The sequence below is a fragment of the Bacillus cereus group sp. MS39 genome (assembly GCF_040448665.1).
Lineage (GTDB): Bacteria > Bacillota > Bacilli > Bacillales > Bacillaceae_G > Bacillus_A > Bacillus_A wiedmannii.
In genome coordinates this window covers 5,118,130-5,137,500 of the sequence record NZ_CP123058.1, presented here as the reverse complement: position 1 = coordinate 5,137,500, position 19,371 = coordinate 5,118,130, and the positions used below count along the sequence as shown (strand labels likewise).

Below are 19,371 nucleotides of genomic sequence, written 5' to 3'. Positions count from 1 at the left end.
CCGGGGCTAAATACACCACCGAAGCTGCGAATTGATACCAATGGTATCAGTGGTAGGGGAGCGTTCTAAGTGCAGTGAAGTCAGACCGGAAGGACTGGTGGAGCGCTTAGAAGTGAGAATGCCGGTATGAGTAGCGAAAGACGGGTGAGAATCCCGTCCACCGAATGCCTAAGGTTTCCTGAGGAAGGCTCGTCCGCTCAGGGTTAGTCAGGACCTAAGCCGAGGCCGACAGGCGTAGGCGATGGACAACAGGTTGATATTCCTGTACCACCTCTTTATCGTTTGAGCAATGGAGGGACGCAGAAGGATAGAAGAAGCGTGCGATTGGTTGTGCACGTCCAAGCAGTTAGGCTGATAAGTAGGCAAATCCGCTTATCGTGAAGGCTGAGCTGTGATGGGGAAGCTCCTTATGGAGCGAAGTCTTTGATTCCCCGCTGCCAAGAAAAGCTTCTAGCGAGATAAAAGGTGCCTGTACCGCAAACCGACACAGGTAGGCGAGGAGAGAATCCTAAGGTGTGCGAGAGAACTCTGGTTAAGGAACTCGGCAAAATGACCCCGTAACTTCGGGAGAAGGGGTGCTTTCTTAACGGAAAGCCGCAGTGAATAGGCCCAAGCGACTGTTTAGCAAAAACACAGGTCTCTGCGAAGCCGTAAGGCGAAGTATAGGGGCTGACACCTGCCCGGTGCTGGAAGGTTAAGGAGAGGGGTTAGCGTAAGCGAAGCTCTGAACTGAAGCCCCAGTAAACGGCGGCCGTAACTATAACGGTCCTAAGGTAGCGAAATTCCTTGTCGGGTAAGTTCCGACCCGCACGAAAGGTGTAACGATTTGGGCACTGTCTCAACCAGAGACTCGGTGAAATTATAGTACCTGTGAAGATGCAGGTTACCCGCGACAGGACGGAAAGACCCCGTGGAGCTTTACTGTAGCCTGATATTGAATTTTGGTACATTTTGTACAGGATAGGCGGGAGCCATTGAAACCGGAGCGCTAGCTTCGGTGGAGGCGCTGGTGGGATACCGCCCTGACTGTATTGAAATTCTAACCTACGGGTCTTATCGACCCGGGAGACAGTGTCAGGTGGGCAGTTTGACTGGGGCGGTCGCCTCCTAAAGTGTAACGGAGGCGCCCAAAGGTTCCCTCAGAATGGTTGGAAATCATTCGTAGAGTGCAAAGGCATAAGGGAGCTTGACTGCGAGACCTACAAGTCGAGCAGGGACGAAAGTCGGGCTTAGTGATCCGGTGGTTCCGCATGGAAGGGCCATCGCTCAACGGATAAAAGCTACCCCGGGGATAACAGGCTTATCTCCCCCAAGAGTCCACATCGACGGGGAGGTTTGGCACCTCGATGTCGGCTCATCGCATCCTGGGGCTGTAGTCGGTCCCAAGGGTTGGGCTGTTCGCCCATTAAAGCGGTACGCGAGCTGGGTTCAGAACGTCGTGAGACAGTTCGGTCCCTATCCGTCGTGGGCGTAGGAAATTTGAGAGGAGCTGTCCTTAGTACGAGAGGACCGGGATGGACGCACCGCTGGTGTACCAGTTGTTCTGCCAAGGGCATAGCTGGGTAGCTATGTGCGGAAGGGATAAGTGCTGAAAGCATCTAAGCATGAAGCCCCCCTCAAGATGAGATTTCCCATAGCGTAAGCTAGTAAGATCCCTGAAAGATGATCAGGTTGATAGGTTCGAGGTGGAAGCATGGTGACATGTGGAGCTGACGAATACTAATAGATCGAGGACTTAACCATATAATATGAAGCAATGTTATCTAGTTTTGAAAGAATATAAAAAACTTGTTGACTTTAAAAGTTAAATAAGTTATGATGATTCTTGTCTTAAATGAATACAGTCTGGTAATGATGGCAGAGAGGTCACACCCGTTCCCATACCGAACACGGAAGTTAAGCTCTCTAGCGCCGATGGTAGTTGGGACCTTGTCCCTGTGAGAGTAGGACGTTGCCAGGCTATTTATATCATCGCGGGGTGGAGCAGCACGGTAGCTCGTCGGGCTCATAACCCGAAGGTCGCAGGTTCAAATCCTGTCCCCGCAACCAAATGGTCCCGTGGTGTAGTGGTTAACATGCCTGCCTGTCACGCAGGAGATCGCCGGTTCGACCCCGGTCGGGACCGCCATTTTATATAAAGAAAAGAACGAAACATGTTGTTTCGTATTTTTTTATTTGTTTTAACAAAAAACTAATAAAGACAGTCAAACTATCCTTAGGAAAACTCCTAAGGACTTTTTTATATATTCAAAACCTGTATAATAAAGAGCAGAGAACATTGTGAGTAAAGTAGGTGAAGTCTGTGAGTAAATATGAAATAACAACAAACTCTTCTGAGGAAACACAAAGATTATCAGAAAAACTAGGTGGACTTGTCGGGGCACAAGATGTAATTATTTTAGAAGGAGATCTAGGGGCTGGTAAGACAACTTTTACAAAAGGACTAGCAAAAGGTCTTGGAGTGAAAAGAGTTGTAAATAGTCCTACCTTTAATATTATTAAAGAATATAAAGGGAGATTGCCGCTATATCATATGGACGTGTATCGCTTAGCAGAAAGTGAAGAGGACTTAGGTTTTGATGAGTATTTCTACGGTGAAGGAATTACCGTAGTAGAATGGGCTCATTTAATAGAAGCATTTTTACCAAATGAGAAGTTACAAATTAGTTTATTCCATGCTGGAGATGATACAAGGAAAATTGTACTCGAGCCAATTGGAGATCGATATATTAGATTATGTGAGGAGCTATTACAAGATGAAAGTACTAGCAATTGACACTTCAAATTACGTAATGGGTGTATCCCTTATTGAGGAAGGAAACGTAATTGGGGAAATCATTACAAACTTAACAAAAAACCATTCTGTACGTCTTATGCCAGCTGTAGAGAAATTATTAAAAGAATGTGGTGTAAAACCGAAAGAATTAACTAAAATCGTTGTAGCTGCTGGACCTGGATCATATACAGGTGTTCGCATAGGTGTGACAGCTGCAAAAACATTAGCTTGGTCACTTCAAATACCAATTGTAGGTGTATCAAGTTTAGAAGTAGTGGCTGCAAACGGTGCTAATTTTGATGGATTAATCTGTCCTTTATTTGATGGAAGACGCGGACAAATTTATACTGGGTTATATACATATGAAGGAGAGCATTTAACTTCTATAGAAGAAGACCGAATCATCCTTATTGTAGACTGGTTGCAAATGTTAAAAGATACAGGAAAGCCTGTTTTATTTATTGGTAACGATGTTAAACTGCACAAAGAGACGATTATCGAACATTTAGGCGGCCAAGCTGTATTTGCTCCCTTCACTAAAAATAACCCAAGACCAAGTGAGTTAGCTTTCTTAGGGTTACAAAAAGAAGAACAAGATGTACATTCATTTGTTCCTAGTTATCTTCGTTTAGCTGAAGCTGAAACAAAGTGGTTAGAAAGTCAAAACAAGTAGGAGCTTGCAGAAGATGGATATGATATTTAGAAAGATGGAACTCGATGATATCGCTCAAATTGTAGCTATTGAAGAAGCGTCTTTTTCAACTCCTTGGACTGCAGATGCCTTTCACCGTGAGTTAACGACGAATGAACATGCACATTATGTTGTGCTAGAAAAAGATGGTCGTGTAATTGGATATTGTGGATTGTGGATAATTATTGATGAATCACATATAACAAATGTAGCTATTTTGCCAGAATACAGAGGTCAAAAGCTAGGGGATGCTTTATTGAAAGAAGTTATTTCCGAAGCGAAAGATTTAGGGGTAAAAACAATGACACTTGAAGTACGTGTATCAAATGAAGTAGCAAAACAGTTATACAGAAAATACGGATTTCAAAATGGTGGAATTCGTAAACGATACTATGCAGACAATCAGGAAGATGGTCTCGTAATGTGGGTGAATATATAATGGAAAAAAATACGATTATACTTGGTATTGAAACAAGTTGTGATGAAACAGCAGTAGCAGTTGTTAAAAATGGAACGGAAATTATTGCGAATGTCGTTGCATCACAAATTGAAAGTCATAAACGTTTTGGCGGAGTTGTACCAGAGATTGCATCCCGTCATCATGTAGAAGAAATTACAGTTGTGTTAGAAGAAGCTTTAAAAGAAGCAAATATTACATTTGATGATATTGATGCAATTGCTGTAACAGAAGGACCTGGGTTAGTAGGAGCGCTTTTAATAGGGGTAAATGCAGCGAAAGCAGTGGCTTTTGCACATGATATTCCTCTAGTGGGTGTTCATCATATAGCTGGGCATATTTATGCGAACCGTTTAGTAAAAGAAGTTCAATTCCCACTACTATCACTTGTTGTATCTGGTGGACATACGGAGCTTGTTTATATGAAAGAACATGGTTCATTCGAAGTGATTGGTGAAACGAGAGATGATGCAGCTGGAGAGGCATATGATAAAGTAGCTCGAACATTATCCATGCCATATCCAGGTGGTCCTCACATTGATCGCCTTGCACATGAAGGGGAACCGACAATTGATTTGCCTCGTGCATGGCTAGAACCTGATTCGTATGATTTCAGTTTCAGTGGATTGAAATCAGCAGTTATCAACACTGTGCATAACGCAAAACAACGCGGGATAGAAATTGCACCGGAAGATTTAGCAGCAAGTTTCCAAGCGAGTGTAATAGATGTGCTTGTAACGAAAGCATCTCGTGCAGCAGAAGCGTATAACGTAAAGCAACTGCTTCTTGCTGGTGGAGTAGCTGCGAATAAAGGACTTCGCGCACGTTTGGAAGCGGAATTTGCGACAAAAGAAAATATCGAGCTAATTATTCCTCCACTATCTTTATGTACCGATAATGCAGCGATGATTGCAGCCGCAGGTACAATTGCATATGAACAAGGAAAACGTGCTACATTAGCTCTAAATGCAAATCCAGGATTAGATATTGAAGAATAGTTATGCACAAAATTAACCACAGCTTGTGGATAAAACCCATATTATCTGTTGATAATGTGGGTTTTATTGTGTATATAAAATGTTGATAACTTTTTTGGTGGTTGTGGATAATGTGGAAAAGTTATTTTGGGGTTTATTTTATAAAGGTGGATATGTGTATAAACCTGTGGATAAAGTAGATGAAGTCTGACCTTTGAATGTATTCTTTTTTGGGAAATAAATCGCAAGAAGATATCTCTAAAAAACATTTTGAAATGTGCCCTTATTATAGGGGCGAGCCAACATTGTCAAACTTTGTCGGTAAATCGGTATGTCGTGTCGAATCGTTTATACCCCAGCTAGAAGATAAAAAGGATGTCGCATAGTCAAAAATCCCGACTTATGAGACATCCTTCTTATTCATACTCTTATAAATGTAATTCTTCCCATTCTGCCATACAAGCATCAAGTTGCTCTTGTAGTGTTTGCTTTTTCATTGTAATTTCACTAGCCTTTTCATAATCTGCGTATATTTCTGGTAAGCAAAGTTGATCTTCTAACGTAGCAATTTCTTCTTCAAATTCTACAATATTTTGTTCTAGCTCCTCAATTTTTCGAGTGCGTTGACGTTCTAATTGTTTACGCTCTTTTTCTTCGAGATAATTTAATTTTTCTTGAGCTACAGTTTTTTGAACAGGTGCTTGGTTTTCTTGCTGTTCTTGTTGTTCAAATGCTGCGCGTTCAATCATTTCATTTTTCTTCTCCACATAGTAATCGTAATCGCCTAAATACTCTTGTGCACCTTCTGTTGACAACTCAACAACGGTCGTCGTTACACGATTAATAAAGTAGCGGTCATGTGAAACAAATAGAAGGGTGCCTGGATAATCAATTAAAGCATTCTCCAAAATTTCTTTACTATTTAAATCAAGATGGTTCGTAGGTTCATCGAGAATTAATAAATTAGATTTTTGCATCATAAGTTTTGCAAGAGCTAATCGAGCTTTTTGTCCACCACTAAGAGAAGATACTGGTTTTAGTACATCATCCCCTGTGAATAAGAAGTTACCTAATATCGTGCGAATTTCTTTTTCGGGCTGCAGTGGATATTCATCCCATAACTCATTTAAAACTCGCTTAGAAGATGTTAAGTTTGCTTGTTCTTGATCATAATAACCAACAGATACATTGGATCCGAAAGAAACATCACCATTTAATAGTGGTAACTTATTCACAAGTGATTTTAATAATGTGGATTTCCCAATTCCGTTTGGACCAACTAAAGCAACGCTATCCCCGCGAGTTAAGCGCATAGTTACATGTTCAATAATCGGATCATCATCATAGCCGATAGTTGCATCCTTTACTTGTAAAACATCATTTCCACTTTGTTTTTCGATATCGAAGTGGAAGGATGCTGACTTAGAATCACCTAAAGGTCTAGTCAATAATTCCATTCTATCTAATTGTTTACGACGGCTTTGAGCACGTTTTGTCGTAGATGCGCGAGCTATATTTTTTTGAACGAAATCCTCAAGCTTAGCGATTTCATCTTGTTGTTTTTCATAACGTTTCATGTCTTGCTCGTATAATGCTGATTTCAAGTCTAAATATTTACTGTAGTTACCAACAAATCGTCTGCTTTCTTTATTCGAAATTTCATATACTTGTGTAACGAGTTTATCTAAGAAATAACGGTCATGAGAAACGATTAGTATTGCGCCAGGATAGCCTTGTAAATATTGTTCAAGCCATGTTAATGTTTCGATGTCTAAATGGTTTGTAGGCTCGTCCAAAATAAGTAGGTCTGGTTTCGTTAATAATAATTTACCGAGAGCTAATCGTGTTTTTTGTCCACCACTTAATGTAGAAATCGTCGTCTGGTGCGTTTCAACTGGGAAGCCAAGACCACTTAAAATCGAGCGAATATCTGCTTCATATTGATATCCACCTTGATCTTTATAATCTAATTGCAATTGGTCATAATCAGCTAATAATCTTTCATATGTAGCCTCGTTTGAAAAGTTTTCTTCTTTTCCCATCTCTTGCTCTAGCCTTCGAAGTTTTGTCTCCATTTGCTGCAAGTGTGTAAAGACGGTTAACATTTCATCCCAAATTGTTAAAGATGTTTCTAACCCGGTATTTTGAGCTAAATATCCGATTGAGACATCTTTCGGTTTTATAATTTCGCCACCATCATGAGATAGCTCACCAGCTATTATTTTTAATAATGTAGATTTTCCGGCCCCATTTCGTCCGACTAATGCGATACGATCTTTCGTTTGAACTTCCAATTTTATGTTTGTAAGAATCGTTTCGGCACCGTATAATTTCGTAAGCGCGTTTACTTGTAATAAAATCAATGTTTTCACCTCAAATAATTTCTTAACTTTGCCATGTTTATATTTCTCAATCATACTAAAAATAGTGTATAGTTTAAAATAAAGAGAGAATACTTCTTCTCTTTATTATACAGGGAAATTCATGAGTGCTAAACTTCTGTATTTGATTCAAGTATATGAATAAAGATAGGAAGAGAGGAGAGGTTATATGGAGCAGCAAAAAATTCCACAGGCCACTGCCAAACGATTGCCTCTATACTATCGATTTATCCAAAACTTATCTCTTTCTGGTAAGCAACGTGTTTCATCAGCCGAATTGAGTGAAGCGGTAAAAGTTGATTCCGCAACGATTCGAAGAGATTTTTCATATTTTGGAGCGTTAGGGAAAAAAGGTTATGGATATAACGTAAATTATTTATTATCATTTTTCCGTGAAACACTCGACCAAGATGATATAACACGTGTAGCACTTATTGGAGTAGGTAATTTAGGGACCGCTTTCTTACATTATAATTTCACGAAAAACAATAATACAAAAATTGAAATGGCGTTTGATGTTAGTGAAGAGAAAGTCGGGACAGAAATCGGGGGCATTCCTGTATATCATTTAGATGAATTAGAAGAACGTTTATCAACTGATATACAAGTGGCAATATTAACAGTACCCGCTACAGTAGCACAATCTGTAGCAGATAGATTGGCAGAAACGAACGTGCATGGTATTTTAAATTTCACACCAGCGCGCTTAAATGTGTCAGATAATATAAGAATTCACCATATTGATTTAGCGGTAGAGTTACAAACACTTGTTTACTTTTTAAAGAATTATCCACAATAAAACGCAGAGGAAGCGACCTCTGCGTTTTATTATTGTTTTTTCTTTGTGAATTTAACTAAGATAAGGCGAAGTGCCAAATTAAAATCAATTGTTGCCATAACTGCAAATAGTATTGTCCACATATTCCAGATTGTATCTGTTACGTTCGTAATGGCGAAGCGTGTAAAGATACATCCTAGAAGGAAGTACAATGCAGCCATGAACAATGGTGAGTTCCTCATACTAAAAATCCTCCGATAAAGCCTTGCATTTTTTCAGCTTCTTTAATCATTTCTTGAATTTGTTCATTGCTCATTAAAACTTGAGCAACTGCAACTAATGTATTCATTGCAACATGAGCTGCGATAGGGACGATAATACGCTTCGTTTTTACATATAAAAAGGCGAATACGAGTCCCATAGAAGTGTATACCAATAAGTGAGTGAAATCAAAATGAATTGCTGCGAATACAAGAGAACTAATGATAGCAGCAATAAAGAAGTTAAACTTCTTATAAAGTGTACCAAATAAAATTTTTCTAAATACGATTTCTTCCAAAATAGGTCCTATTATAGAGATAACGATAAGGAACCAAGGTGTCGTTCTTGCGATATCCATAAGTCTTGCTGTATTTTCTGATCCAGGTTTAATGCCTAATACACGCATTTCTATCATACCGGCAATACTTTGTGAGAAAAATGCTAGGAAGAACCCGATAAAAATCCAACCAATCGTAGCTGGAACAGTAGAGCGCATTGTATCTAAACGTCTGTCACGAATATCTGTTCTAAGTAACCAAAGTACGATACATAATGCAATAAAGAAGCTAATGATTGCCCAGTGGCCAGTTATGAGTTGAAATTTCTCTTCTCTAGTAAATCCCCTGCTATCATAAAGTCCAGTTTTCAGCAGAAGTGGTAATCCAGCAATGGATGATAACTGCATTAAAATGTATGTAACGATAACCCACCAATATTGTTTTTTCAAATGGTTTAACCATCCTTTCTAACTCTAGTGTATGAGATAAGGTAGGATAACATGTAAGTATGCTACCTACGATATAAACTTCACTTAAATTATGTTTTTTTCGTAAATCCTTATTTGAAATTATAATAGAAGACAGGAGAAAGTTGTGTGTATAGCGAAAACAACTTAGGGTGTCCTTTCATATTGTAACATACGAGTAGTGGAAACAACGATTCATATAGTAAAGGTAGAAGAAGAGGGACTCTATATAGAAAAGTGTATAGCTTAATTTGCGAAAAAATTATGATTTTTTTACTTGCAAAAGAAATTGAGATTATTTATTATTATAAGTGTGTTAGCACTCGAGTGACTTGAGTGCTAATAAATAAAATTTACATAACACAATGAGGAGGTTATTGTTCATGCTAAAGCCATTAGGTGATCGCGTTGTAATTGAGCTTGTTCAAGCAGAAGAAAAAACAGCAAGTGGTATTGTATTACCAGACACTGCAAAAGAAAAACCACAAGAGGGTAAAGTTATTGCAGTAGGTACTGGTCGAGTGCTTGAAAATGGTGAGCGTGTTGCTCTAGAGGTAGCTGCAGGTGATCTTATCATCTTCTCAAAATATGCAGGTACTGAAGTAAAATATGAAGGTACTGACTACTTGATTTTACGTGAAAGTGACATTTTAGCAGTTATCGGTTAATTATATAAATCTTAAAAAATTCAAGGGGGTCAATTATTATGGCAAAAGATATTAAATTTAGTGAAGAAGCACGTCGTTCGATGCTTCGCGGTGTCGACACTCTTGCAAACGCAGTAAAAGTAACGCTTGGACCAAAAGGTCGTAACGTTGTACTTGAGAAAAAATTTGGTTCACCACTTATTACAAATGATGGTGTAACAATCGCAAAAGAAATCGAATTAGAAGATGCATTCGAAAACATGGGTGCAAAATTAGTAGCAGAAGTTGCTAGCAAAACAAATGATGTAGCTGGTGACGGAACAACAACTGCAACTGTATTAGCACAAGCTATGATTCGTGAAGGTCTTAAAAACGTAACAGCTGGTGCGAACCCAATGGGTCTTCGTAAAGGTATCGAAAAAGCTGTTACTGCTGCAATTGCAGAATTAAAAGAGATTTCTAAACCAATCGAAGGCAAATCTTCTATCGCACAAGTAGCTGCTATTTCTGCAGCTGACGAAGAAGTAGGTCAATTAATCGCTGAAGCAATGGAGCGCGTTGGTAACGACGGCGTTATTACTTTAGAAGAATCTAAAGGATTTACAACAGAATTAGACGTAGTAGAAGGTATGCAATTTGATCGTGGATATGCATCTCCTTACATGATTACTGATTCTGACAAAATGGAAGCAGTTCTTGATAACCCATACATCTTAATTACTGATAAGAAGATTTCTAACATCCAAGAAATCTTACCAGTATTAGAGCAAGTGGTACAACAAGGTAAACCACTTCTTATCATCGCTGAAGATGTAGAAGGCGAAGCTTTAGCTACATTAGTAGTGAACAAACTTCGTGGTACATTCAATGTAGTAGCTGTTAAAGCTCCTGGATTTGGTGACCGTCGTAAAGCAATGCTAGAAGATATCGCAATCTTAACTGGTAGCGAAGTAATCACTGAAGAATTAGGTCGTGACTTAAAATCTGCTACAATTGAATCTTTAGGACGCGCTGGTAAAGTTGTTGTAACGAAAGAAAACACAACTGTAGTTGAAGGTATTGGAAATTCACAACAAATTGAAGCTCGCATTGGCCAAATCCGCGCGCAATTAGAAGAAACTACTTCTGAATTCGATCGTGAAAAATTACAAGAGCGTCTTGCAAAACTTGCAGGTGGCGTAGCAGTAATTAAAGTAGGTGCAGCAACTGAAACTGAGTTAAAAGAGCGCAAACTTCGCATTGAAGATGCACTTAACTCAACTCGTGCAGCAGTAGAAGAAGGTATCGTTGCGGGTGGTGGTACTTCACTTATGAACGTATACACGAAAGTAGCTTCTATCGTAGCTGAAGGCGACGAAGCAACAGGTATCAACATCGTACTTCGCGCACTAGAAGAGCCAGTTCGTCAAATCGCAATCAACGCTGGTCTAGAAGGATCTGTAGTTGTAGAGCGTCTAAAAGGCGAAAAAGTAGGCGTTGGTTTCAACGCAGCTACTGGCGAGTGGGTTAACATGCTTGAAACTGGTATCGTAGATCCAGCTAAAGTAACTCGCTCTGCACTTCAAAACGCAGCATCTGTTGCAGCTATGTTCTTAACAACTGAAGCTGTAGTTGCTGACAAGCCAGAACCAAATGCACCAGCAATGCCTGACATGGGCGGCATGGGCATGGGCGGTATGGGCGGAATGATGTAATTCCGTTTGCTCGAAAAACATCCATTTCTATATAGAAATGGATGTTTTTTTATGTTTTTTAGAAAAGGAAATGAATTTCTGTAGAATTTTGTCGCTTTCTCTCTTGACCATATCGATACTTCATTGTTAGAATCTAGGAAGATAATATAAAACGATCCTTCATATATCCTCAAAGATAAGGTTTGAGAGTCTCTACCGGGTTACCGTAAACAACCTGACTATGAAGGCAGTGTGTCTTATATTTATAAAGAGCGGAGACTATCTTTCTTTATAAAGCCAGACCCCTGCCTTTTCTTTGTTATGAGACTAGAGGCGGAGGACTGGCTTTTTTTATTATATTAGTAATGCTTTTTGCCAAATTGGTGAAAATATTTATATACGAGAACTAACGTTGGGGTGATTATTTTGAAGAAGCAGCATGATACAATTATCGTTTTAGATTTTGGGAGTCAGTACAATCAGTTAATAGCACGTCGAATTCGTGAGTTTGGTGTATACAGTGAACTTCATCCACATACAATTACTGCAGAAGAAATTAAAGCAATGAATCCAAAAGGGATTATCTTCTCTGGTGGACCAAATAGTGTATACGGTGAAGGTGCATTACATTGTGATGAAAAAATCTTTGAACTAGGATTACCGATCTTCGGTATTTGTTACGGTATGCAGCTTATGACGCAACACTTCGGTGGTAAAGTAGAACGTGCAAACCACCGTGAGTACGGAAAAGCTGTTCTTAAAGTAGAGAACGAATCAAAATTATATGCGAACCTTCCAGAAGAGCAAGTTGTATGGATGAGCCATGGTGACTTAGTAACTGGTTTACCTGAAGGATTCGTAGTAGATGCAACAAGTGAGTCTTGTCCAATTGCTGGTATGAGCAATGAAGACAAAAACTTATACGGTGTACAATTCCACCCAGAAGTACGTCATTCTGAGCACGGTAACGATTTAATTAAAAACTTCGTATTCGGCGCATGTGGTTGTTCTGAAGGATGGAACATGGAGAACTTTATCGAAGTAGAATTAGAGAAAATCCGTGAAACTGTTGGAGACAAAAAAGTACTATGCGCACTTAGCGGCGGTGTAGACTCTTCTGTTGTAGCAGTATTAATTCATAAGGCAATCGGTGACCAATTAACATGTATTTTCGTTGACCACGGTTTACTTCGTAAAGGTGAAGCAGAAGGCGTTATGAAAACATTCAGCGAAGGTTTCCACATGAACGTTATTAAAGTGGATGCACAAGAACGCTTCATGAACAAGTTAAAAGGTGTAGAAGATCCAGAACAAAAACGTAAAATCATCGGTAATGAATTCATTTACGTATTTGATGATGAAGCTTCTAAATTACAAGGAATGGACTTCCTAGCGCAAGGTACACTTTATACAGACATCGTTGAAAGTGGTACAGCAACTGCACAAACAATTAAATCTCACCATAACGTTGGTGGTCTTCCAGAAGACATGCAGTTCAAATTAATTGAGCCTTTAAACACGTTATTTAAAGATGAAGTACGTGTATTAGGATCAGAACTAGGAATTCCTGATGAAATCGTATGGCGTCAACCATTCCCAGGCCCTGGTCTTGGTATTCGTGTATTAGGTGAAATCACAGAAGAGAAATTAGAAATCGTTCGTGAATCTGATGCGATTTTACGTGAAGAAATTATTAAAGCGGGCTTAGACCGTGAAGTTTGGCAATACTTCACTGCGCTCCCTGGTATGCGTAGCGTAGGTGTTATGGGTGACGAGCGTACTTACGATTACACAGTAGGTATCCGCGCAGTAACATCTATCGACGGTATGACAGCTGACTGGGCACGTATCCCTTGGGACGTATTAGAGAAAATCTCTGTACGTATCGTAAACGAAGTAAAACACGTTAACCGTATCGTGTATGATATAACAAGTAAGCCACCAGCAACTATTGAGTGGGAATAGTATTATAAAAAAAGATCCATCTATTGCTCATGCATAGATGGATCTTTTGTGTTTTGCTCTTAATACGAACGAAAATACAAAAGTTTATAAAAATGTTCGTTTTTAAATTGACAAAACTACTTCATCGAGTTAATATGAGTATGTAATTCAAACGAAAAGTGAATATTATGCCGTCGTATAATATCGGGGATATGGCCCGAAAGTTTCTACCTAGCTACCGTAAATGGCTTGACTACGAGGCGTTTAGATAAAGATGAGGGGGAACTTGTCTTTATTCATAGAACGCTTCCATGTATATGCAATGGAAGCCTTTTTTATTTTTAATAGATAAAAGAGGGCTAGGGAGATTACGGCGAGTAATCATATAACGGGGGAAACGTAAGATGAAACGCTATTTTCAGTTTGATGAACTCGGTACAAATTATAAAACAGAGTTCATAGCAGGTTTAACGACATTTTTATCTATGGCTTATGTATTATTTGTCAATCCTGCTACGCTGTCACTTGGAAATGTTAAAGGGTTACCGGCAGGTACAGGAATGGATCCAGGTGCAGTATTCGTTGCTACAGCATTAGCAGCAGCGATTGGTTCGTTAATTATGGGGATATTCGCGAAGTATCCGATTGCTTTGGCGCCCGGTATGGGAATTAACGCATTCTTTGCTTATACGGCAGTGTTAACGATGGGTATTCCGTGGCAAACAGCAATTGCTGGGACATTAATGTCAGGTATTATCTTTATTATTCTTACAGCTTCAGGTATTCGTGAAAAAATCATTAATGCAATTCCATCAGAGTTAAAGTTTGCAGTAGCGGCAGGTATCGGATTGTTTATTGCTTTCCTTGGATTCCAAAATGCCGGAATTATCGTGAAAAATGATGCTGTTCTTGTTGGATTGGGGGATTTAACAAAGGGCACAACGTTACTAGCAATCTTCGGGGTTGTTACTACAATCATCTTCATGATTAAGAAAGTTAATGGTGCGGTGTTCTACGGTATGATTCTTACAGCAATTTTAGGAGTAGCGACAGGATTAATTGATACTCCGAAAGCTGTAGTGGGAGCAATACCGAGTCTAGAACCAACGTTCGGTGTGGCGTTAACTCACTTCGGAGATATTTTCACTGTTCAAATGGTGATTGTTATTATAACGTTCTTCTTCATCGATTTCTTTGATACAGCAGGTACACTTGTAGCGGTTGCGAATCAAGCAGGATTAATGAAGAACAATAAATTACCACGTGCAGGAAAAGCATTATTTGCAGATGCGATTGCAACTGTAATCGGTGCAATCTTAGGTACATCAACAACAACGTCTTACATTGAATCTTCTGCTGGGGTAGCGGCGGGTGGACGTTCTGGATTTACAGCAGTTGTAACAGCAGGGTTCTTCTTGCTAGCGCTATTCTTCTCACCACTATTAAGCGTTGTGACACCAGCTGTAACAGCGCCAGCGTTAATTATTGTAGGGATCTTGATGGTTTCATCTTTAGGAGAAATTGATTGGAAGAAATTCGAGATTGCAGTACCAGCATTCTTTACTATCATTTCAATGCCACTTACGTATAGTATCGCAACAGGAATTGCGATCGGGTTTATCTTCTATCCAATTACAATGGTAGTAAGTGGTCGCCGTAAAGAGATTCATCCAATTATGTATGTTATGGGAGTTTTATTCGTACTATATTTCATCTACGTTCGTAAATAAAAGGGGTTTTTTGAAAGGTCTAGACTTAAGGGGAGTCTAGACCTTTTTTGCGTCTTCAGAAAAACTTAAGGATTTCCGAGCGTTTTTCTTCAGAAGTTTTCCTATAATAGAAGTTAGGGATTAAAAAAGTGATGGGGGAGATATTGTGGCAAATGAAACAATACTTGTCGTAGATGATGAAAAAGAAATTAGGAATCTTATTACAATCTATTTAAAGAATGAAGGATATAAAGTACTGCAAGCAGGAGACGGAGAAGAAGGGTTACGTCTCCTGGAAGAAAATGAAGTGCATCTAGTCGTATTAGATATTATGATGCCGAAAGTAGACGGTATCCATATGTGTATGAAAGTAAGGGAAGAAAAAGAAATGCCAATTATTATGCTTTCTGCGAAAACGCAAGATATGGATAAGATTTTAGGACTAACAACGGGTGCAGATGATTACGTAACGAAGCCGTTTAATCCGTTAGAGTTAATCGCAAGAATTAAATCTCAGTTACGCCGTTATATGAAAATGAATGGTTTCGCTATACAAAATGAGGACGAGCTAGAAATTGGAGAGATGAAAATAAACATCTCAACCCATAAAGTTATTGTGGATGGAGAAGAAGTGAAACTGACCCCGAGGGAATTTTCGATTTTAGAATTACTAGCTCGTAATCCGGGTATGGTCTTTAGCGCGGAACAAATTTATGAAAAGGTTTGGAACGAAAGATCTTTCCAGTCGGATAACACGGTAATGGTTCATATTAGGAAAGTACGTGAAAAGATTGAGGAGAATCCAAGGAAACCTAGATATATAAAAACAGTATGGGGAGTGGGGTATAAGATTGAAAAAGATATTTAATCCATTTACTTATGTAAGAAAAACAAGACAATTAATTGAGAAATTAGTAAAGGGCGTACGGAAGAGTATAAGAATTCAATTGATTACTACTTTTGCTGCTTGTGCGTTATTAGGAGTTTTGTCAGCAAAGGCAGCTGCGCCATTTTTTGAGAATGCGAATCGTCAAGCGACTATCGATTATCGGGCTGGTATGGAACGAATTAATCACCAAGCTCAAGGAGCAGCAAATAGTTCGGTTCATGAAAATAAATTAGAAGCTATATCCAATATGATCGAAATGGAGAATCAAAATTTAGAGCGAGGATCTAGAGCTTTAAAAATATTGGTTACTGATGAGAGTGGTAAAGTTTTATATAAAACGAAGCAGGCGCAAGAAGAGCAAATCGATTTGCATAATACGATTCGTAATGCAGCATCATTTGCGATTAACTATTCAAATGGTCGAGATGTATTTGAAAATACGAGAAAAGAATTTATAGCTTTTTCACCTATTACAATAGAAGATAAGAATTTGTATATGTTCGTTAGTGGAATACCAGATGGTGTAGTAATGTATGATACGCAAGAAGGACCATTCCCATTTTTAATTGGTGTACTCGTGTTCATTTTCTCTTTCTTCTATATAACAAAGAGAAAGATGAAGCAAATTGAAGCGATGGCACAAGGTGTAAAGGAAATAGAAAAAGGAAACTTAGCGTACCGTATTGAGAAGAAAGGTGAAGATGAGATTGCGTCTTTAACTGAGAATATTAATAATATGGCGGAAGAGCTTATGGATAATATAGAAAAGGAACGTAAATTAGAGAAGCAAAAGAATGAGCTTATTACGAATGTATCTCACGATTTACGTACACCGCTGACTTCTATTATGGGTTACTTGCGATTACTTAGAGATTCTAAATATGAAAATAAAGAACAACATGATGAGTATACGAGAATTGCTTTTGCGAAGTCGGAGCAGTTAAAGAACTTAATAGAAGATTTATTTGAGTATACGAAGTTAACAAATGAGCAAGTTGTATTGGAAAAACAAGAGGTTTGTATAAATGAGTTATTGGAGCAATTAATAGAAGAGTTAGTACCGCAGGCAGAAGAGCATGGACTTACGTTTGTTAAGAAGTTTCCTGAGGAACGTACCTATGCAGCGATTGATTCGGAAAAGATGGTCCGTGTGTTTGATAATCTATTAATGAACGCGATTAAGTATAGTAAAGATGATGGGGAGATAAAGGTTTCTCTTCAAAGGCAGCGCCGGGATATACAAATTGTAATTGCGAATCATAGTGAAGAGTTTACGAGAGAAGAGTTAGGGAGTTTATTTGAACGCTTTTATAAGAAAGATCAATCTAGAAGTAGAGTAACAGAAGGATCGGGACTTGGATTAGCGATTGCGAAAAGTATTGTTGAGTTGCAAGGTGGTAGTATTCGAGCTGAATATGAGGATGGTATTATTCAGTTTATCGTCTCGTTACCAATTATAGAAAAATAATAAACGAATAGAATGGTATATGATAAACAGGCTTATTTTAAAGGGGATAAGCCTTTTTATATTTTTTTAGAAAAACATGTTGACGATTAAGGTTTAGAGGTGTAATATAGAACAAGTCGCCGATGCAATAACGCAAAGCGCGGCAAACGAAATAAAAAACTTGGTTGACATTAACTAACGAAGATGTTAACATAAGGAAGTCGCAAATGAGCGACCGAGTAGTTCTTTGAAAACTGAACGAAACAAACAACGTGAAACGTCAATTTTTATTTTTAGATGCTAGACAAACTAACTTTATTGGAGAGTTTGATCCTGGCTCAGGATGAACGCTGGCGGCGTGCCTAATACATGCAAGTCGAGCGAATGGATTGAGAGCTTGCTCTCAAGAAGTTAGCGGCGGACGGGTGAGTAACACGTGGGTAACCTGCCCATAAGACTGGGATAACTCCGGGAAACCGGGGCTAATACCGGATAATATTTTGAACTGCATGGTTCGAAATTGAAAGGCGGCTTCGGCTGTCACTTATGGATGGACCCGCGTCGCATTAGCTAGTTGGTGAGGTAACGGCTCACCAAGGCAACGATGCGTAGCCGACCTGAGAGGGTGATCGGCCACACTGGGACTGAGACACGGCCCAGACTCCTACGGGAGGCAGCAGTAGGGAATCTTCCGCAATGGACGAAAGTCTGACGGAGCAACGCCGCGTGAGTGATGAAGGCTTTCGGGTCGTAAAACTCTGTTGTTAGGGAAGAACAAGTGCTAGTTGAATAAGCTGGCACCTTGACGGTACCTAACCAGAAAGCCACGGCTAACTACGTGCCAGCAGCCGCGGTAATACGTAGGTGGCAAGCGTTATCCGGAATTATTGGGCGTAAAGCGCGCGCAGGTGGTTTCTTAAGTCTGATGTGAAAGCCCACGGCTCAACCGTGGAGGGTCATTGGAAACTGGGAGACTTGAGTGCAGAAGAGGAAAGTGGAATTCCATGTGTAGCGGTGAAATGCGTAGAGATATGGAGGAACACCAGTGGCGAAGGCGACTTTCTGGTCTGTAACTGACACTGAGGCGCGAAAGCGTGGGGAGCAAACAGGATTAGATACCCTGGTAGTCCACGCCGTAAACGATGAGTGCTAAGTGTTAGAGGGTTTCCGCCCTTTAGTGCTGAAGTTAACGCATTAAGCACTCCGCCTGGGGAGTACGGCCGCAAGGCTGAAACTCAAAGGAATTGACGGGGGCCCGCACAAGCGGTGGAGCATGTGGTTTAATTCGAAGCAACGCGAAGAACCTTACCAGGTCTTGACATCCTCTGAAAACCCTAGAGATAGGGCTTCTCCTTCGGGAGCAGAGTGACAGGTGGTGCATGGTTGTCGTCAGCTCGTGTCGTGAGATGTTGGGTTAAGTCCCGCAACGAGCGCAACCCTTGATCTTAGTTGCCATCATTAAGTTGGGCACTCTAAGGTGACTGCCGGTGACAAACCGGAGGAAGGTGGGGATGACGTCAAATCATCATGCCCCTTATGACCTGGGCTACACACGTGCTACAATGGACGGTACAAAGAGCTGCAAGACCGCGAGGTGGAGCTAATCTCATAAAACCGTTCTCAGTTCGGATTGTAGGCTGCAACTCGCCTACATGAAGCTGGAATCGCTAGTAATCGCGGATCAGCATGCCGCGGTGAATACGTTCCCGGGCCTTGTACACACCGCCCGTCACACCACGAGAGTTTGTAACACCCGAAGTCGGTGGGGTAACCTTTATGGAGCCAGCCGCCTAAGGTGGGACAGATGATTGGGGTGAAGTCGTAACAAGGTAGCCGTATCGGAAGGTGCGGCTGGATCACCTCCTTTCTATGGAGAATTGATGAACGCTGTTCATCAATATAAGTTTCCGTGTTTCGTTTTGTTCAGTTTTGAGAGAACTATCTCTCATATATAAATGTATGTTCTTTGAAAACTAGATAACAGTGTAGCTCATAT

14 protein-coding genes, 2 tRNA genes, 3 rRNA genes and 2 riboswitches (1 of these 21 only partly in view) are annotated in these 19,371 nt (G+C 39.9%); of the genes, 16 read left to right on the top strand and 3 right to left on the bottom strand.

The features are described from left to right. The 8 genes from QEP67_RS26455 to tsaD all read left to right on the top strand — a co-directional run. Positions 1-1,743 (top strand): 23S ribosomal RNA (locus tag QEP67_RS26455); it begins 1,179 nt to the left of the window's first position. A 101-nt stretch (positions 1,744-1,844) separates the two neighbouring features. Next, positions 1,845-1,960, top strand: a 5S ribosomal RNA gene (rrf, locus tag QEP67_RS26450). 12 nt (positions 1,961-1,972) lie between these two features. Continuing rightward, positions 1,973-2,049: transfer RNA gene (locus QEP67_RS26445), tRNA-Met, on the top strand. A 3-nt stretch (positions 2,050-2,052) separates the two neighbouring features. After that, positions 2,053-2,128, top strand: a tRNA-Asp gene (locus tag QEP67_RS26440). A 174-nt stretch (positions 2,129-2,302) separates the two neighbouring features. Further along, a complete protein-coding gene (tsaE, locus tag QEP67_RS26435) occupies positions 2,303-2,776 on the top strand; it encodes a tRNA (adenosine(37)-N6)-threonylcarbamoyltransferase complex ATPase subunit type 1 TsaE (RefSeq protein WP_000049636.1) in 474 nt (157 codons plus the stop codon). After that, complete coding sequence (tsaB, locus tag QEP67_RS26430; RefSeq protein WP_000865748.1) at positions 2,757-3,449, top strand: tRNA (adenosine(37)-N6)-threonylcarbamoyltransferase complex dimerization subunit type 1 TsaB; 693 nt, start codon at positions 2,757-2,759, stop codon at positions 3,447-3,449. The genes tsaE and tsaB overlap by 20 nt, the downstream gene beginning before the upstream one ends. A 13-nt stretch (positions 3,450-3,462) precedes the next feature. Next, positions 3,463-3,906, top strand: a complete 444-nt coding sequence (rimI, locus tag QEP67_RS26425) for a ribosomal protein S18-alanine N-acetyltransferase (protein ID WP_000367200.1) — start codon at positions 3,463-3,465, stop codon at positions 3,904-3,906. Continuing rightward, the gene (gene tsaD, locus QEP67_RS26420; RefSeq protein ID WP_000414582.1) at positions 3,906-4,922 is read left to right on the top strand and encodes a tRNA (adenosine(37)-N6)-threonylcarbamoyltransferase complex transferase subunit TsaD; all 1,017 of its coding nucleotides are present in this window, start codon (positions 3,906-3,908) and stop codon (positions 4,920-4,922) included. The genes rimI and tsaD overlap by 1 nt, the downstream gene beginning before the upstream one ends. A 407-nt stretch (positions 4,923-5,329) precedes the next feature. On the opposite strand, the gene QEP67_RS26415 is transcribed toward tsaD, so the two are convergent. Next, positions 5,330-7,264: an ABC-F family ATP-binding cassette domain-containing protein gene (locus QEP67_RS26415; protein WP_218621700.1), complete on the bottom strand. Its 1,935-nt coding sequence runs from the start codon at positions 7,262-7,264 to the stop codon at positions 5,330-5,332. A 187-nt stretch (positions 7,265-7,451) separates the two neighbouring features. Here QEP67_RS26415 and QEP67_RS26410 point away from each other — a divergent pair, with 187 nt between their 5' ends. After that, positions 7,452-8,081 carry a redox-sensing transcriptional repressor Rex gene (locus tag QEP67_RS26410; protein ID WP_000437704.1) on the top strand — a complete coding sequence of 210 codons (630 nt, stop codon included), beginning with the start codon at positions 7,452-7,454 and terminating at the stop codon, positions 8,079-8,081. 29 nt (positions 8,082-8,110) lie between these two features. Here QEP67_RS26410 and QEP67_RS26405 read toward each other — a convergent pair whose 3' ends face one another. Together QEP67_RS26405 and QEP67_RS26400 are read right to left on the bottom strand one after the other, a co-directional pair. Beyond that, complete coding sequence (locus tag QEP67_RS26405) at positions 8,111-8,302, bottom strand: YdiK family protein (protein WP_001246201.1); 192 nt, start codon at positions 8,300-8,302, stop codon at positions 8,111-8,113. Further along, positions 8,299-9,048 carry a type II CAAX endopeptidase family protein gene (locus QEP67_RS26400; protein ID WP_074651715.1) on the bottom strand — a complete coding sequence of 250 codons (750 nt, stop codon included), beginning with the start codon at positions 9,046-9,048 and terminating at the stop codon, positions 8,299-8,301. Before QEP67_RS26400 ends, QEP67_RS26405 begins: the two co-directional genes overlap by 4 nt. Before the next feature lie 401 nt (positions 9,049-9,449). Between QEP67_RS26400 and groES the strand changes: the two genes are divergently transcribed. The 7 genes from groES to QEP67_RS26365 all read left to right on the top strand — a co-directional run bounded on the left by groES (position 9,450) and on the right by QEP67_RS26365 (position 19,242). Further along, positions 9,450-9,734 (top strand): co-chaperone GroES, encoded by a 285-nt coding sequence (gene groES, locus QEP67_RS26395; RefSeq protein WP_000917306.1) that lies wholly within the window; start codon positions 9,450-9,452, stop codon positions 9,732-9,734. Between the two features lie 38 nt (positions 9,735-9,772). Next, on the top strand, positions 9,773-11,407 hold the full coding sequence (groL, locus tag QEP67_RS26390; protein ID WP_353706479.1) for a chaperonin GroEL: 1,635 nt from the start codon (positions 9,773-9,775) through the stop codon (positions 11,405-11,407). Positions 11,408-11,546: 139 nt separating this feature from the next. Next, positions 11,547-11,648, top strand: a riboswitch (purine riboswitch). A 161-nt stretch (positions 11,649-11,809) separates the two neighbouring features. Continuing rightward, positions 11,810-13,351 carry a glutamine-hydrolyzing GMP synthase gene (gene guaA / locus QEP67_RS26385; RefSeq protein ID WP_164085719.1) on the top strand — a complete coding sequence of 514 codons (1,542 nt, stop codon included), beginning with the start codon at positions 11,810-11,812 and terminating at the stop codon, positions 13,349-13,351. A 153-nt stretch (positions 13,352-13,504) separates the two neighbouring features. Next, a riboswitch (purine riboswitch) is annotated at positions 13,505-13,606 on the top strand. 128 nt (positions 13,607-13,734) lie between these two features. Next, complete coding sequence (locus QEP67_RS26380) at positions 13,735-15,060, top strand: NCS2 family permease (protein WP_000833097.1); 1,326 nt, start codon at positions 13,735-13,737, stop codon at positions 15,058-15,060. Positions 15,061-15,205: 145 nt separating this feature from the next. After that, a complete protein-coding gene (locus QEP67_RS26375) occupies positions 15,206-15,907 on the top strand; it encodes a response regulator transcription factor (protein WP_001262950.1) in 702 nt (233 codons plus the stop codon). Beyond that, on the top strand, positions 15,891-17,396 hold the full coding sequence (gene ampS, locus QEP67_RS26370; RefSeq protein ID WP_000719256.1) for an aminopeptidase AmpS: 1,506 nt from the start codon (positions 15,891-15,893) through the stop codon (positions 17,394-17,396). Before QEP67_RS26375 ends, ampS begins: the two co-directional genes overlap by 17 nt. A 294-nt stretch (positions 17,397-17,690) precedes the next feature. After that, positions 17,691-19,242 (top strand): 16S ribosomal RNA (locus tag QEP67_RS26365). The last annotated feature ends 129 nt before the right edge of the window (positions 19,243-19,371 follow it).